Consider the following 14,705-nt stretch of genomic DNA (forward strand, 5'->3'; position numbering starts at 1 on the left):
ATGGAATCTCTTCCATCGCCGGGATGCGCGCCAGCAAAGTGCGCACCCAAAAGAAACGCGAGTACTTGAATACGAGTATGCCCGATAATTCAGCGGGGTAAACATCTGCCCCGCGTTGAATAGGATGGATACAGACGTGAAAATCATGCTGACGTGATTGGCACAGTTCTCGCATTCGACTGAACCCAAAATCACATTATCTGCACGTCGATGAATCGTTGTGCGAGCGAACGGATTTCCGTCACAGAACCCGCGTGAAAAATTAAGGACCGAAGAGATTCTGCCGAATTTGCATATAGGTTCCGGTTGCAGCCGGCCGCCATTCAGGCAAAGTCGATAACACGGTGATCCGGTCTTTGATAATGACCGCACCCAGGGGGACAGCATGACCATGCACGTATCGCTCGACACGTCGACCACCGGCCCCGCGCCGCGCGGTCGCGGTTGTGCGAACGGCGTCCCGCCTGGAAGCGATCACCCTGCTTGAGCACAGCGGGTCCATCCCGCCTTGCCTCCTCCGCCAGGACGTGCGGAGGTCCACGGACGATCCCGGCGGAGCCGGGCCACCGCCCAACAGGTGTCCTGTAGCAGACAGGTAGAGGGAGACAATCGTCATGAACGCATCGATCCGCAAGTTCCTGAAGGAAGAAGATGGTGTCACCGCGCTCGAGTACGGGCTGCTGGCCGCTGTGATTGCGGGAGTGCTGATCGCACTGGGCAGTACGCAGATCCAGACATTCTTCAGCACGCTCTTTGAGAATCTCACCAAGCTTGCCAACAAGGCTTCAGGCAGTACGCCCGCCTGAGCCGCCTCCTGGATTGGATCAGGGACAGCAACTGCTGAGCGTCCACTGACGGGCGACGGAGTGTGCGATGACACTGCTGGGTTTATTGGCCATCGGCGTATGCCTGCGGATCGCGATCAGCGATCTGTACGCCCGGCGGGTGCCCAACGCCTGGCTGCTGTCCGCATGCGCGATCACCGTTGTCGTGCTCATCGCCGGACAGTTCAACGCGCCGCGCCTGCCGTGGGCTTCCCACGTTGCCGGCGCGGCGCTCGGCCTGGTCGCATTGCTGCCGTTCCATGCGTTGCGCTGGATGGGCGCCGGGGATGTCAAGTTCTTTTCCGTGCTGGGATTGATGCTGGGCTGGCAGACACTGCTGCCGATCTGGATCGCGGCCAGCCTCGCAGCGGGCGCACATGCCGCGTTGGTGCTGGCGTCACGCCGGGTGGGTCCAGTACTGCCCATCGGCCTGCAAGCCCAGCTGAACCGGGCCAGTTCGCAGTGGCATTCACACCCGGCGCTGCGCGACATGCAGAACGCCCGCCAGGGACGCCATGGCATTCCCTATGCAGCCTACCTGGCCGTGTCGGCCATCGCCTGGATCCTCATCACTACGTATGGAGGTGTGCCATGAACACCCCCAACCCGCGCCGGCAACGTGGTGCGGCCAGCATCGAGTTCGCCTTGATGCTCATGCTGGGCCTGCTGCCACTGCTGCTGTTTACGTTCTCCGGCGTGATGATCATGGCGGCCCAGCAGACGCTGGCAACCGCTTCAGCCGAGGGTGCGCGCGCATCGCTGCGCTATGGCAGCGCCAATGAACGTCGTACCGCGGCGTGTATTGCGGCGCGCAGCTCGATGCAGTGGCTGCTGAACTTCTCCGGGCAGTCCGTCGACTGCAGCAATGGGGGAAGCAACGCCATCCTGGTTTCCGCGCAGGCGCCCTGCGCCGGACTGGCCAGCGCCCAGTGCATGACCGTGAGCGTCAGCTACGACTACGCAAGCCATCCCTTCCTGCCCGGCACCGCCACGCTCTACAAGTGGGTAATGCGGGCTCCCATCCGCAGCGTGGCGGTCGCGCAACTCGACCTCGGCAGCGGCAACTGACGATCGCTACAGGAGACGGTTCCATGCTCAAGTTGACCCGCATCGCCGCCGTCGCCCTGATCGGGTTGGCCGTGCTGCTGGCGGTCATCGCCCTGATGATCGGGCGCAGGCAAGCCGCGCCGGCCACGGTTGCCCCGGCCGCGCAGAGCGAAGCCCAGGCAATCACCGTGGTGGAGGCGGTGGCGCGACTGCCGGCCGGCGAACCCATTTCTGCCAATGGACTGCGCCTGGCGCAGCGCAGCGCCCCGGTTGCCGGTGCCGCCTCCAGCATTTCCGCCGTGGTGGGAAAGGTGCCGGTGCAGGACATTGCCGAAGGCACGGCAATCAGCAGCAATGCGCTTGCGCAGGGATTCTCGCTGCAGCTGCGCCCCGGAGAGCGCGCACTCGCGGTACCGGTTGACGAGTTGGTGGGTGCCGGCAACCGCATCGTGCCGGGCGATTTTGTCGACGTGTTCCTCAACCTGCGCAACGCCCAACCCAACGCCAGCGGGCCGGCCGATGCAGCACAGACGCGCCTGCTGTTGTCGCGCCTGCGCGTGCTCAGCTATGGCCAGCAGGACATCGCCCTGGCCAACGCTGGCGCTGTCGCCAGCACTGAAGCCGATGCGCGCAACGATCCACGCGCCGCCGACATCACCGGAAGCAGCAGCACCCAGAGCACGGGCAGCGAGACCACCCAGCCGGCACGCAGCGCGGTACTGGCGGTACCGGTGGCCGACGCCAACCGGCTGTTGCTGGGTGCGCAGCAGGGCAAACTGTTCCTGGCCCTGCGCAACCCTGCCGATCCCGGCCAGCCCGATCTGGCGCTGTTCCCGCAGGCACGCGGTGTGATCGATCCGCTGCGGGGGCTGGATGCGGAGCAGCAGCTTGCGCTGCAACGGCCAGAGAATCACGCCTTCGCCGGCATCGACGGCGATGCGTTGGCCGGCCGCAGCAACACACCGGCGCGCAGCGCCCAGGATGCCCCGGCACGCGCACCCGCACCGCGGCGCAGTGCCCCGCGCGCATCGGGTATCGAAATCATCCGAGGCGACAGCTCCGCCCCCCGTGGTTCCCTTTGACCTGCATCGAGCGCATCCATGACCGAACGTCGCCGCAGTCCACGCCCTTCCCCCCGCCAGCGCTGGCTGGCCCTGCTGCTGGTGCTGCTGGCACCGGCGACGAGCGTGGCCGCCGACGACCTGGTACTGCAGACGCGCGAGCAGCGCCCCTGGCCCCTGCCGGGTGACCTGGAGCGGGTGGCCATTGCCGACCCGGGCGTGGCCGATATCGTGATGCTGCGCGGCCAGCGCCAGGCACTGCTGGTCGGCAAGGCACCGGGCACCACCACGCTCCTGCTCTGGCACCGCAAGCAGGCCGAGCCACAGCGCCTGCAGGTGCGGGTACAAAGCGCGGTGCAGGGCGCGGCCGACGCGGGCGCGAACGGACTGGTGTTCACCCAGCAGGACAATCAGGGCCTTCTGCAGGGAAGCACCGACAGTGTGCTGTCCCACATGCAGGAACAGAAGACCGCCGCGATGGCCCTGGGCAAGGACGGACTGCTTGCCGACGCATCGACGGTAAGCAGCGGCGGCGTCGTGCAGGTCGAGGTCAAGGTGGTCGAATTCAACAAGACCGCTCTGAAGCAGATCGGCATCAGCTTCCAGAACCGCAATGGCAGCTTCGCCTACGGATTCGCCCGCCCGGGCGGCCAGCTGCCGGGCAACACCGGCATCCTGCCCGGCATGCAGGAAGGCAACTCCAGCAACGAAGCCGAATCGCCCATTTCTTCGGCGTTCCGCCTGGTGTTCGGCTCGACCAAGGGCCTGTGGAATGCCGACGTCGACCTGCTGCAGAGCAATGGCATGGCGCGCGTGCTGGCCGAACCTACCCTCGTCGCATTGTCCGGCCAGAGCGCCAGCTTCCTTGCCGGCGGCGAGCTGCCAATCCTGGAGCCGCAGGGGCTGGGCACCACCACGATCACCTACAAGCCCTTCGGCATCGGCCTGACCGTGACACCGACGGTACTGGCGCCGAACCGCATCGCCTTGAAAGTCGCGCCGGAAGCCAGCGACCTGGACTACAGCAACGCCATCGCGCTCAATGGCGTGCAGATTCCATCGATCACCACCCGCCGCGCCGACACCACGGTCGAGCTGGGCGATGGCGAGAGCTTCGTGATCGGTGGCCTGGTCAGTTCCAACGTGGTTTCCAGCGTCGGCAAGATTCCGCTGCTGGGTGACCTGCCGGTCATCGGCTCGTTCTTCCGCAACTTCGACTACAAGCGCCAGGACAAGGAGCTGGTGATCATCGTCACGCCACGCCTGGTGAAGCCGCTGGCCCGCAACACCGAACTGCCACTGCCCGGCGACCGCGAAGCCAAGCCGCACATGCCCGAATGGGGTGCCTGGCTGCTGGGTCCAATCAGCCAGGACCCGGTACCCGGCTTCTCACGCTGATTCCATGATGCCTGCGATACCACACCCATGCCCTACGCCACCGCCCAGCCGCTGCATCCGCAAGGACCGCCGATGAACCTGGTCCTGTACGGAATGGATCGCGAACTGCTGCCCCGGCTGGCGGCCAAACTGCCGCCGACCACCACCCTGCACTGGCAGGACAGCAGCGCCCCGACCTCCGCCCAGGACCTGCACCGCGGGCCGCAGAACCTTGTGCTGCTCGACTTCCGCCCCGAGCATGCCGCCGCCTCCAGCGTGCTGGCGCAGCAACTGCAGCAGACAGAACCGGACCTCGCACTGGTTGCCGTCGGTGCCACCAGTGCCGGACAGGTAGAGGGCGTCGTCATCGCACTGCGGGCGGGCCTGCGTGACGTACTGGACCTGGACAGCGACAACGCCGGTGTCGAGGCCGCACTGCGTCGTGCCCTGTCACCACGACCAGCTGCCGCCGCGCAGCACGCGCACAAGGCGCGCCTGATCGTCCTGCTGGGCGTGCGCGCCGGGGTCGGCACCAGTACGATGGCCGCGCACCTTTCGGTGCTGGCACAGCAGACCCGTGCGCTGGCACAGGGCGAGGCAGTGCAGCAGGACGGCCTGCTGATGGAACTGGCCCAGCCTTCGGGTGACCTTGCGCTGTACCTCAACCTGGACAGCCGCTTCCATTACGAAGACGCCCTGCGCAACGCCAGCCGCATCGACGCCACCCTCGCCCGCACGGCCATGGCCCGGCACGATTCCGGGCTGGTGCTGCTGGACCGCGCCAGCGGAAGCGACGCGGTGCCGCCGTCCGATCCGGGTGCGCTGCTGCAGCGCCTGCGCACCGTGTTCGCCAGCGTGCTGTGTGATGCCGGCGGTTGCCCGGTGCGCCAGCTGCCACCGCTGCTGCTGGACCAGGCCGACGAGATCTGGCTGGTCACAGATGCCTCGATCGCCACGCTGGTGTCGCTCGATCAGGCACTGAAGCACCTTGCCGGGCAACGCGAACGCGAGAAGCGGCTGCAGCTGGTGATCAACCGCCACGATGACAGCAGCGGAATGAGCCCGGAGCAGATTGCGCGCCGCTTCGAGGTGCCCCTGCTGGCCACGCTTCCCGAGCGCCCCCGCGTGCGCCTGTCAGCGAGCCAGGGCCACCTGCTGCTGCAGGATGCGCCGCGTGACCCCTATCTGCGTGCCCTCGCCCCACTGGTTTCGCGCCTGGACCCGGCCGCTTGCCGGGTGCAGGCGCAGGGCCTGCGGGAAAGACTCTCCCTTGCCCTGGGTGGATCGCAATGGAAGACAAGGTAACCCCTTTCCCGCATGCCGTTGCCCGGCCGGTGCTGCCCGAAAGCACGCCGGGCCATCAGCCGTTCGCGCAGACCGAGCAGTACCAGAAGGTGCTGTCGGCAGCGCATGAGCACCTGCTCAACAGCATCGAGGACGAGCGCATCGACATCGATTCCTGGGCGCCCGACACCATCGCCCGCTGGGTGCAGGTGCAGACGGTGGGCTTCATCCAGGAGTGGCGCATCCCGATCAACGAAGAAGAGATGCAGGTGGTCGCCGACGGCCTGGTCAAGGAGCTGACCGGCTTTGGCCCGCTGGACGACCTGCTGCACGACCCGTCCATCGAAGACATCCTGATCAACGGTTTCAAGGATGTGCATGTTTCCCAGGGTGGCCAGCTCAAGCGGGCCACCCAGCGATTCACCGACGATACGCACCTGCTGCGCATCCTGCGACGTATCCTGGCCCCGCTCGGGCGCCGCCTGGATGACTCCAACCCGATGGTCGATGCGCGTTTGCCCAACGGCGGCCGTCTCAACGCGATCATCTCGCCGCTGGCCGTGGACGGACCGATGGTGTCCATCCGCAAGTTCCGCAAGGATCCATTCACTCCCGATGAACTGCTGGCCAAGGGCACCTTCGACGAACCGATGCACGCCCTGCTGAAGGCGATGGTGCTGGGCCGCTGCAACATCCTGGTATCCGGCGGCACCAGCTCCGGCAAGACCTCGCTGCTGAACGCCCTGGCCAGCTACGTCCCCGCGAACGAGCGCGTGATCACCGTCGAGGACACCGCAGAACTCTCGCTCAACCACCCGCATGTGGTCCGCCTGGAAAGCCGCATCGGTGGCGCCGAAGGCCATGGCGCGGTGAGCATCCGCGATCTGGTCCGCAACAGCCTGCGCATGCGCCCTGATCGCATCGTGGTGGGCGAGGTGCGTGGCGCCGAGGTGCTGGAAATGCTGCAGGCCATGAACACCGGCCACGACGGTTCGATGGCCACCATCCACGCCAATTCACCACGCGACTGTCTGTACCGGATCGAGATGCTTGCTGGATTTGCCGGCTTCCAGGGCAGCGAGGACAGCCTGCGCCGGCAGATCGCCAGTGCCATCGACTTCATCGTGCAGATCTCGCGCCTGGGCAGCGGCCGCCGCGTGCTGGTATCGATCACCGAGATCACCGGTGTCAGCGACAACCTGATCACCACCCAGGAAATGTTCCGCCACGAACTGCAGATCGACGGCAACGGCAAAGAGATCGATCGCTGGGTCGGGCTGGGCTTCCATCCACACTCGCACAAGCTGGAGCCGTTCCGCCAACAGCTGCGCGAATCGCTCTACGGAGACTTCTGAGCATGGGAACCGGCGCGCTGCTGGGCATGTTGAGCATCATCGCGGTGCTGCTGGCGCTGGCAGCCTGGCTGTGGGGCACGGCCAGCAGCCGTGAACAACGCCAGGTTTCAATGCGGCACGCCGAGCAGCAGCTTTCGCGCGGAAGCGCCACGGGCGGGGCACCCGCCGGGCCGTCCGTCACCGCTGCCAACGATCCGGCGCGGCCCGCCAGCACCGGGCGCCGCGTGCTGCCGCTGGATGGCCTGCTGCAGCGCGCAGGGCTGCAGACCGGCTGGAAAATCCCCATCATGCTGCTGGTACCGGGGCTGGTACTGTCGGTGGTGGCGATGGCGCGGCTGGGCACCGCGTGGATGTTTCCGCTGACCCTGCTGCTGTACCTGCTTGGCTGCTGGCTGTGGGTGATGCGGCGGACCACGAAGCTGCGTGCGCAACTGCTGCATCAGCTGCCGGACTTCCTCGACAACCTGGTGCGGCTGACTGCACTGGGCAACAGCCTGCAGGCCGCGTTCCAGGTTGCGTCGATGCAGACCAGCGCGCCGTTGCGCGGGCTGCTGGACACCACGGTGCGCTTTGCGCGCAGCGGCATGGAGTTGGACCGTGCACTCGCGCAGGCCGCGCAACCCTATCGCATGGAGGTGCTGAAGGTGTTGTCGGTGGTGATCGGTGTCAGCGTGCGCATCGGCGGGCGCTCCGACCAGATCCTGCAGCGCATGGGTGATTTCATGCGCGACCTGGAACAGGCGCAGCAGGAGCTTTCGGCGACGACCTCCGAGACACGCATGTCTGCGTGGGTGCTGGGCCTGCTGCCACCGGCCTGCGCGGTGCTGATGGCGATCGCCAGCCCGGACTTCTTCCAGCCGGTGCTGCACGATCCGCTTGGCCACAAGATCCTGCTGCTTGCACTGGGCATGGAGCTTGTCGGCGGCTTCCTGCTGTATCGCCTGGCCAAATCGCTATGAACCCCCGCCCCGCCGGAGACGACCGATGAGCGCCAGCGCCTGGTTCGCCCTCTCCCTGCTCGTGCTGGCTGCCGGCATCGCCCTGCTGGGTATCGGCGGCTGGATACGCAGCCATCGTGAGCAGCGTACAACGGCCACGTTGAAGACCGCCCTGCAGCCGCGCGAGACGTCCCGTGACACCGAACCTGCACGGCACGATTCGCTGGGCTGGCTCGAACGCTTCGGCCGTGCCCTCAGCGGCGGCCGCCTGGAAACGGCATTGCTGGCCAATGAAGATCGGCTGCTGTTGGATCTGGCCGGGTGGAACACCCGTCGCGGTACGGCCATCTACCTCGGCCTGCGCCTGCTGCTGGCCGTGCTGGTGCTGGCACTGGTGCTGACATTCAGCAGCGTCACCGGGCTGGCCAGGATCATGGTGATCATCGGTGCCTTGGCCGCTGGACTGCTGTTGCCCAAATTCGTTCTCTCTTCCTGGGTGAAGCGGCGCCGGCGTGCAGTCGAAACCGAGCTGCCGCTGCTGATCGACCTGCTGCGCCTGCTGCAGAGCGTAGGCTTCAGCATGGACCAGAGCCTGCAGACGCTCGGCGACAAGCTTCGCGATGCATTGCCGGTACTCGGCAGCGAACTTCAGGAGGCCAATGTCGCCTATACCCATGGCCGCACGCGCGCGCAGTCCCTGCGGCGGCTGAGCGAAGTCTATGCCGACGATGACCTGACCAGCCTGATGCAGCTGATCCTGCAGGTGCATGCCCATGGCGGTGCGGTGCAGGAGCCGCTGCGGCAGTTCAGCCTCCGCCTGCGCGAGCAGCGTCGCAACACGTTGAAGGAAAAGGTCGGCAAGCTCTCGGTGAAGATGACCGTGGTGATGATGCTGACCCTGCTGCCAGCGTTGATGCTGGTCCTCGCTGGGCCGGCGCTGGTCGCGCTGGCCACCACCCTGTCCAAGATGGGATCGCCCTGATGCCTGCCCTGCGCACCTCCTGCCTGCTGCTTGCCCTCGCTGCCATCACCAGTGGTTGTGGGTCGACCACGCCGAAGTACCTGCGCGCGCCCAGCCTGGCTGCGCCCGAACCGGCACCGCAGGACAGCCGCAATGCGTACCTGGAGTTGATCGAGCGCATGCAGCAGCAAGGCGCGTGGTATGCCTCGCTCGCCCACGTCGACGCCTTCCGCCAGCGTTACGGCGACCCGCCGGCATTGCGGCTGCTGCAGGCCGATGCGCTGCGAGAGACCGGCCAGGCCGATGCCGCGATCGCACTGTACCGCGCGCTTTCCAGCGGCCCCCAGGCCGCCGCAGCCGCGCATGGGCTCGGCCTGATCGCCGCGCGCCGAGACGATGACGCCGGCAGCGAGCAGGCGCTGGCACGGGCAACCCAACTGCAACCGTTGAATACCAGCTATCTCGGCGATCTGGGCTATGCGAGGCTGCGCGCCGGGCAGTTCGAGCGCGCGCGCGAACCCTTGGCCAAGGCCCTGGAACTGTCCCCAGGCAATGCCAAGGCCACCGCCAACCTCGCCCTGTGGGCGGTGCTGCGTGGCGACACCGCCACCGCCGAGCGCCTCGCCCAGCAGGCCAACCTCAACAAGGACACCCGGCTCAGCATCCAGCAGCAGGCGGCGCAGATCCGGGCCCGCCTGCAGCAGCGCCAGGCCGCAGCGGCTGCTGCGGCGGTCGTGCCGCCCCCTGTGCGCGCTGTCGACAGCGACGCCACCAACAACCCGCGCGGCGTCACGCGACTGGCGGCGGAACCGCGCCGCGACAGCCGCGACGAACGCGATCCACAGCGCCTGCCGCCCTCGATGCTGGAACGCTTCAGCGCCAACGACCACCCGAACGGAAACACACCATGACCGCGACGCCCCTGGCCCGACGCCTGCTGCCCGCTCTGATCTGCCTGCTGCCGGCCGCCGCAGTGCAGGCGCAGCAACAGCCGCTCACCGGACAGATGCTTGGCGGCAGCACACCGGCAGCGCCGGCTGCGCAGCCGCTGCAGTCCGAGTCATTGCCCGCCGTGGACCTGGCGGCCCGGCCCGCACCAGTGCCGCAGGCGGCGCCTGCTGCAGTGGACATCACCGACGGCAACGCTGCAACCGCGCGACCCGGCCGCAGCCAGATCGGTGATACCGCGCGCAACCTGTTCCGCCTGCAGGCGTCCGGACAGCAGGCCGGGCAGCACCTGCCGATCCTCGGCGACCAGGCGACGCTGAGCTACGCACGCTACATGAAGAGCTTCGAACACGAGATCCCGGACTTTTTTGAGACCGATGTCGCCAAGTCCAAGGGATCATCCTCATCCGGACGCTGAGGTAGGCCATGAAACGCCCACGCCAGTTCAGTTTCAGCCGCGCACGGGGCGGCATGTCGATCACCATGATGCTGGTCATGCTGGCGTTGCTGGCGATGCTGGGCCTGATCGAGATCGGCTACCTGTTCTGGGCCAAGCGCGATGCGCAGAAAGTTGCTGATCTGGCCGCACTGGCCGGAGCGCAACGACTGGAGCTGTGCACCTCGGACAACAGCGACAACAGCGCTGCGCGGCACAGCGCGCTCACCCAGAACACGTTCGAAGGGAGCCTGCAGATCCGCTGCGGCAACTGGAGCGCCAACCGCACCACCGCCAACCGCTTCGTCACCACCATCGATGCCAGCAACCCGCGCAATGCCGTGCAGGTCGTCGCGCAGCGCAGCGTGCTGCCGTTCTTCGGGCAGAACACCACTCTGCCCACCGTCAGCGTGGAGGCCGTGGCCCGCCGTTCCGAACCGACTGCGGTGTTCGCGGTCGGTTCGCAGCTACTGCGCACCAATGGCGACTCGGTACTGTTGTCGACCCTGCGCCTGGTCGGCCTGGATGTGACCAACGCCACCGTGCTCTCCTATGACGGCCTCGCCCAGGCCAACATCACGCCATCGGGCCTGCTCAAGGCGTTGAACATCCCGGTCAGCGCCAACCTCAGCGTGGCCGACTTCAACCGCCTGCTGTCGGTCAACAAGGTTTCGCTGGCGCAGCTGGTCGACGCCACCGCCACCGTGGTCGGCCGCGACTCCACGGTGGGCGTGCAACTGCGCGCCCTGTCCGACCTGGTTGCCACCCAGCTGGACATCAACAAGCTCAACATCGTGCTGGGCAGCCAGTCCGGCGGCGGCGGCCTTTTCGCCGAAGTCGTCTCGCCCGACGGCACGGTCGGCAGTGCACTGGAGTCACAGATCAACGTGCTCAACCTGATCAACACTGCGATCTCCATCGCCAACGATGGCAACGGCGTGGCGGTCAAGGGGCTGGACCTGCTGGGCATCAAGATCCAGGCCGGCGTGGTCGAGCCGCCATCGATCGCCATCGGCGGTGTCGGCAGCCGCGCCTACAACGCGCAGGTAAGGCTGGTGGCAGACGTGGACAGCAACAACCTGTTCGCACTGGGGCCACTTCTGAACCTGCTGGGCACGCGCCTGCACCTGCCGCTGCATGTCGATGTCGCCAACGGAATGGGAACGCTGACCGGAATCCAGTGTGGCGCCAATCCACCCAGGGCCACCATCCAGGTGGATTCGTCGGTCCTGCGGGCCTGCGTCGGCAACGTCGATCCATCGCAGCGTTTCTCGAAGAACAATGTCTGCGACGCGACGCTGAACAACGAACAGCTGCTGAAACTGCTCGGACAACCCCTGATCAACGACAAGATCACGCTGCCGGCCCTGACCAGCTCGCAGAACCTCACCCTGGCCGCTGGCGAAACCGGCTCGACGCGCATCAATCCACTTGCTCTCGGCAACGCAGTATCCGACCTTGTCAATGAGCTGCTGCGCGTGCTGTCGGGCATGCTCAGTTCACCCAAGCAGGGCATGAGTGCCAACGACACAGCCAAGGCCCTGGCCGACCGTTACCTGCAGGCCACCTTCCCGCCGAACACCCGGTATGAGGTGGACAAGTTGATTCCACTGCTGCGCGATGGCGACGCCAGCCGGCAACTGGCCCCGCTCAACAGCTGGACCGTACCCGGAGGCCTGCCCTACGCCTGTGGCCTGCTGAACCTGTCCACCTGCCACAAGGACGGTCCGGTCTGGGATGCGTTCAAGGTGACGGTCACCGGTCAAGGACTGGGCGTGCTCGATGGACTGCTCGGCTCGCTGGTGGGCGGCCTGCTGATCAACCGCTGCGACAGCCTGCTGGGCAACCTGATCGACTACAACGGCTGCGTGCGCAACAACCTGGCCTCGTACATACAGACCGCGCCGGCCGGGTTCCTTGACGGCACCGGCGGCACCGGCGTCACCAACCCCGATGGAACGGTCAGCTGCAGTGGCCTGCTGTGCACGCTGCTGAAGCCGATCCTGTCCGCCTTGCGCCCGGTCCTCAACAGCGTCGGCACCTTGCTGACCAACCTGCTGGCCAGCGTGCTGGGCCTGGAGCTGGGGCGCACCGACGTCAACGTGCAGTCGATCCAGTGCAGCGCCGCACAGCTGGTCTACTGACCCGTGGCGGGCGCCCTTGGCGGCGCCCGCGCGCATGCTAGACTCCCGGCGGGGAACCACTTTCATCTCAACCCACACTCATCCGTGGATGGTCTAGACATGCGAGAAACTTCAGGGGGCGTGGTCTTCGCCCGGCGCGCGTACGGCGCGGCACTGCTGGCCGTGAGCATGATGCTGGTGGCACCAGCGGCGATGGCTGCCCGTGGCGACCGCGAAGCTGCCGCAGAGCCGGCCGCTCGTAGCGCACCGGTGGTGCGCAATACCGTTGACGAGCTCAAGCAGCTGATGGATGCCCGCCAGCTGACCGAGCTGCGCACCACCTACAACGGCAATTACGGCGCCAGCCTGCTGTTCAACGCCAACACCCTGACCTACTACGTCGCCCTGTTCCAGGAGAAGAATTTCTGGCGGGTGATCAAGACTGACGCCGTCGACAACGCCGAGCGTGTCTACCGCACCTTCGCGCAACAGTCCGAGCAGCTTGCCCAGGTCTACATCGACACCACCCGCCTGGAAGCCGGCAAGCGCTATACCGAGCGCCTGGTGGCCTACAACGAGGAACGCCTGCGCACCCTGCAGCAGGAAATGGAACAGCAGCAGGCGCAGTCGGCCCAGGTCAGCGCGGCCCTGCAGCAGGCCCAGCAGCAGGCAGTCAGCCTGAGCAGCGACGTGCAGAGCACGAACAGCCAGCTGGACGCCCTGCAGCGCCGCATCCAGATCCTGCAGGCCGAACAGGGCAACCCGGAGCTGAGCCTGCCCAAACCTGACAGCGTGCCCTCGCCGGCACCGGCGACGGCCAGCGACGGTCGCTGAGGTCCGGCACCTGGCATCTGCTCTCAACGGCGCCCTTGGGCGCCGTTGTCGTTTCTGGCACCTGGATTCAACGGCACGCGTCATGCACCGCATCATCCAGCTGCCGCCGCTGTACGAAGTCCAGGCGCTTGGCCTGGGCGAGCGCCTTCCCGCGTTGCTGCCGCGCGTGCTCACAGGCGGCGGGATCGGTGCTGATGGGTATCAGAGCGGCCCGCGCACGCCCCTGCTGCACCACACGCGGACGGCTTGAGGCCGGGCTCGCTGGCTTGGCCACGGTCGCACCTGTCGAAGGCGGCTCCGGCGGCACCTCCCAGCGCCATTCCGCACGCCCCTGGCACGGCGTCTGCTGGTAGACAGGATGCGGCCCGTCCACGCATTTGTAGACGTTGGTCCGGGCGTGCGCCGCCGTGGTCAGCAGCAGGCACACCCACAGGCTCCAGAACGCATTCGACATTGCAGGCTCCTCGACAGGGCAGCCGCCATCGTCAATGCCGGAACGGCTTCGTGCTAGAGCGATATGCGTCACATCCGGCGCAATCCAGCACAGCCGTGCAAGTCGCCGCTCTTGCGCTGCGCTGTACTGCCGGAGGCTCCGGCATCCACGCCGGGGCCGTCCCTCCCTTCCGCCAAGGAAACCACAATGAGCAACTTCATCACCGTCGCCGACGGCGCCCGCATCTTCTACAAGGATTGGGGTACCGGCCAGCCGATCGTCTTCGCCCACGGCTGGCCGCTGTCTTCCGATGCCTGGGATCCGCAGATGCTGTTCATGGGCCAGAACGGCTTCCGCGTGATCGCCCACGATCGCCGCAGCCACGGACGCTCCAGCCAGACCTGGAACGGCAACAACATGGACACCTATGCCGATGACCTGGCCGCGGTGATCGAAGCGCTGGACCTGAAGGACGCGATCCTGGTCGGCCATTCCACCGGCGGCGGTGAAGTGGCCCATTACATCGGCCGCCACGGCAGCGCGCGCGTGGCCAAGGTGGTCCTGGTCGGCGCGGTGCCGCCGCTGATGCTGAAGACCGATGCCAACCCCGCCGGCACCCCGCTGGAGGTCTTCGACGGCATCCGCAAGGGCACGGGCGGTGACCGCTCGCAGTTCTTCAAGGACCTGACCACACCGTTCTTCGGTGCCAACCGCGATGGCAATACCGTCACCGAGGGCATGCGTGATGCGTTCTGGCTGCAGGGCATGCTCGGTGGCGTCAAGGGCCAGTACGACTGCGTGCACGAATTCTCGGAAGTGGACTACACCGAGGACCTGAAGAAGATCGACGTGCCGGCGCTGGTCGTGCACGGCGATGACGACCAGATCGTGCCGTTCGATGCCTCGGCCAAGCTGTCCTCGCAGATCATCAAGGATGCCGAACTGAAGGTGTACGCCGGTGCGCCGCATGGCCTGACCATCACCCACGCCGACCAGTTCAACGCCGACCTGCTGGCGTTCGCGCGCAAATGATGTCCCGCGGTGGCGCCCCAGGGCGCCGCCGCTCCTTCGGTAGTGCCCGCCC

15 protein-coding genes are annotated in these 14,705 nt (G+C 66.6%); 14 read left to right on the forward strand and 1 reads right to left on the reverse strand.

All coding sequences use genetic code 11. From position 1 onward, the window contains the following. Nucleotides 1-614 precede the first annotated feature (614 nt). The 13 genes from O0J15_RS09390 to O0J15_RS09450 all read left to right on the forward strand — a co-directional run bounded on the left by O0J15_RS09390 (nucleotide 615) and on the right by O0J15_RS09450 (nucleotide 13,188). Nucleotides 615-806: a Flp family type IVb pilin gene (locus O0J15_RS09390; protein WP_021204284.1), complete on the forward strand. Its 192-nt coding sequence runs from the start codon at nucleotides 615-617 to the stop codon at nucleotides 804-806. A 67-nt stretch (nucleotides 807-873) separates the two neighbouring features. Next, nucleotides 874-1,419: a prepilin peptidase gene (locus O0J15_RS09395; RefSeq protein WP_058982314.1), complete on the forward strand. Its 546-nt coding sequence runs from the start codon at nucleotides 874-876 to the stop codon at nucleotides 1,417-1,419. Continuing rightward, entirely contained in the window at nucleotides 1,416-1,892 is a 477-nt protein-coding gene (locus O0J15_RS09400; protein ID WP_308305544.1) for a TadE/TadG family type IV pilus assembly protein, read from the forward strand. The genes O0J15_RS09395 and O0J15_RS09400 overlap by 4 nt, the downstream gene beginning before the upstream one ends. A 23-nt stretch (nucleotides 1,893-1,915) precedes the next feature. Beyond that, a complete protein-coding gene (cpaB, locus tag O0J15_RS09405; protein ID WP_308305545.1) occupies nucleotides 1,916-2,953 on the forward strand; it encodes a Flp pilus assembly protein CpaB in 1,038 nt (345 codons plus the stop codon). 18 nt (nucleotides 2,954-2,971) lie between these two features. Beyond that, a complete protein-coding gene (locus O0J15_RS09410) occupies nucleotides 2,972-4,330 on the forward strand; it encodes a type II and III secretion system protein family protein (RefSeq protein ID WP_019659960.1) in 1,359 nt (452 codons plus the stop codon). Nucleotides 4,331-4,357: 27 nt separating this feature from the next. Beyond that, entirely contained in the window at nucleotides 4,358-5,614 is a 1,257-nt protein-coding gene (locus tag O0J15_RS09415; RefSeq protein ID WP_019659961.1) for a fimbrial protein, read from the forward strand. Next, nucleotides 5,599-6,948: a CpaF family protein gene (locus O0J15_RS09420; RefSeq protein ID WP_019659962.1), complete on the forward strand. Its 1,350-nt coding sequence runs from the start codon at nucleotides 5,599-5,601 to the stop codon at nucleotides 6,946-6,948. Before O0J15_RS09415 ends, O0J15_RS09420 begins: the two co-directional genes overlap by 16 nt. 2 nt (nucleotides 6,949-6,950) lie before the next feature. Then, nucleotides 6,951-7,907 (forward strand): type II secretion system F family protein, encoded by a 957-nt coding sequence (locus tag O0J15_RS09425; RefSeq protein WP_019659963.1) that lies wholly within the window; start codon nucleotides 6,951-6,953, stop codon nucleotides 7,905-7,907. A 25-nt stretch (nucleotides 7,908-7,932) separates the two neighbouring features. After that, entirely contained in the window at nucleotides 7,933-8,868 is a 936-nt protein-coding gene (locus tag O0J15_RS09430; protein WP_308305546.1) for a type II secretion system F family protein, read from the forward strand. Next, entirely contained in the window at nucleotides 8,868-9,758 is an 891-nt protein-coding gene (locus O0J15_RS09435) for a Flp pilus assembly protein TadD (protein ID WP_058982759.1), read from the forward strand. The genes O0J15_RS09430 and O0J15_RS09435 overlap by 1 nt, the downstream gene beginning before the upstream one ends. After that, nucleotides 9,755-10,213: a DUF3613 domain-containing protein gene (locus tag O0J15_RS09440; RefSeq protein WP_155029726.1), complete on the forward strand. Its 459-nt coding sequence runs from the start codon at nucleotides 9,755-9,757 to the stop codon at nucleotides 10,211-10,213. Before O0J15_RS09435 ends, O0J15_RS09440 begins: the two co-directional genes overlap by 4 nt. 8 nt (nucleotides 10,214-10,221) lie before the next feature. Continuing rightward, nucleotides 10,222-12,375: a TadG family pilus assembly protein gene (locus tag O0J15_RS09445; protein ID WP_164145124.1), complete on the forward strand. Its 2,154-nt coding sequence runs from the start codon at nucleotides 10,222-10,224 to the stop codon at nucleotides 12,373-12,375. A gap of 99 nt (nucleotides 12,376-12,474) precedes the next feature. Continuing rightward, a complete protein-coding gene (locus tag O0J15_RS09450) occupies nucleotides 12,475-13,188 on the forward strand; it encodes a DUF2968 domain-containing protein (protein ID WP_308305547.1) in 714 nt (237 codons plus the stop codon). Between the two features lie 67 nt (nucleotides 13,189-13,255). Here the strand turns inward: O0J15_RS09450 and O0J15_RS09455 are convergent, their stop codons facing one another. Then, nucleotides 13,256-13,642: a hypothetical protein gene (locus O0J15_RS09455; protein ID WP_155029728.1), complete on the reverse strand. Its 387-nt coding sequence runs from the start codon at nucleotides 13,640-13,642 to the stop codon at nucleotides 13,256-13,258. Nucleotides 13,643-13,828: 186 nt separating this feature from the next. Here O0J15_RS09455 and O0J15_RS09460 point away from each other — a divergent pair, with 186 nt between their 5' ends. Further along, nucleotides 13,829-14,653 (forward strand): alpha/beta fold hydrolase, encoded by an 825-nt coding sequence (locus tag O0J15_RS09460; RefSeq protein WP_155029729.1) that lies wholly within the window; start codon nucleotides 13,829-13,831, stop codon nucleotides 14,651-14,653. Nucleotides 14,654-14,705: the final 52 nt, after the last annotated feature.

The sequence above is a fragment of the Stenotrophomonas sp. Sm10 genome (assembly GCF_030985515.1).
GTDB lineage: Bacteria > Pseudomonadota > Gammaproteobacteria > Xanthomonadales > Xanthomonadaceae > Stenotrophomonas > Stenotrophomonas hibiscicola.

What these genes read in the sequence shown, in the direction of transcription:
- O0J15_RS09390 (WP_021204284.1), top strand. Translation starts at nt 615, where the DNA reads ATGAACGCATCGATCCGCAAGTTCCTGAAGGAAGAAGATGGTGTCACC.
- O0J15_RS09395 (WP_058982314.1), top strand. Translation starts at nt 874, where the DNA reads ATGACACTGCTGGGTTTATTGGCCATCGGCGTATGCCTGCGGATCGCG.
- O0J15_RS09400 (WP_308305544.1), top strand. Translation starts at nt 1,416, where the DNA reads ATGAACACCCCCAACCCGCGCCGGCAACGTGGTGCGGCCAGCATCGAG.
- cpaB (WP_308305545.1), top strand. Translation starts at nt 1,916, where the DNA reads ATGCTCAAGTTGACCCGCATCGCCGCCGTCGCCCTGATCGGGTTGGCC.
- O0J15_RS09410 (WP_019659960.1), top strand. Translation starts at nt 2,972, where the DNA reads ATGACCGAACGTCGCCGCAGTCCACGCCCTTCCCCCCGCCAGCGCTGG.
- O0J15_RS09415 (WP_019659961.1), top strand. Translation starts at nt 4,358, where the DNA reads ATGCCCTACGCCACCGCCCAGCCGCTGCATCCGCAAGGACCGCCGATG.
- O0J15_RS09420 (WP_019659962.1), top strand. Translation starts at nt 5,599, where the DNA reads ATGGAAGACAAGGTAACCCCTTTCCCGCATGCCGTTGCCCGGCCGGTG.
- O0J15_RS09425 (WP_019659963.1), top strand. Translation starts at nt 6,951, where the DNA reads ATGGGAACCGGCGCGCTGCTGGGCATGTTGAGCATCATCGCGGTGCTG.
- O0J15_RS09430 (WP_308305546.1), top strand. Translation starts at nt 7,933, where the DNA reads ATGAGCGCCAGCGCCTGGTTCGCCCTCTCCCTGCTCGTGCTGGCTGCC.
- O0J15_RS09435 (WP_058982759.1), top strand. Translation starts at nt 8,868, where the DNA reads ATGCCTGCCCTGCGCACCTCCTGCCTGCTGCTTGCCCTCGCTGCCATC.
- O0J15_RS09440 (WP_155029726.1), top strand. Translation starts at nt 9,755, where the DNA reads ATGACCGCGACGCCCCTGGCCCGACGCCTGCTGCCCGCTCTGATCTGC.
- O0J15_RS09445 (WP_164145124.1), top strand. Translation starts at nt 10,222, where the DNA reads ATGAAACGCCCACGCCAGTTCAGTTTCAGCCGCGCACGGGGCGGCATG.
- O0J15_RS09450 (WP_308305547.1), top strand. Translation starts at nt 12,475, where the DNA reads ATGCGAGAAACTTCAGGGGGCGTGGTCTTCGCCCGGCGCGCGTACGGC.
- O0J15_RS09455 (WP_155029728.1), bottom strand. Translation starts at nt 13,642, where the DNA reads ATGTCGAATGCGTTCTGGAGCCTGTGGGTGTGCCTGCTGCTGACCACG.
- O0J15_RS09460 (WP_155029729.1), top strand. Translation starts at nt 13,829, where the DNA reads ATGAGCAACTTCATCACCGTCGCCGACGGCGCCCGCATCTTCTACAAG.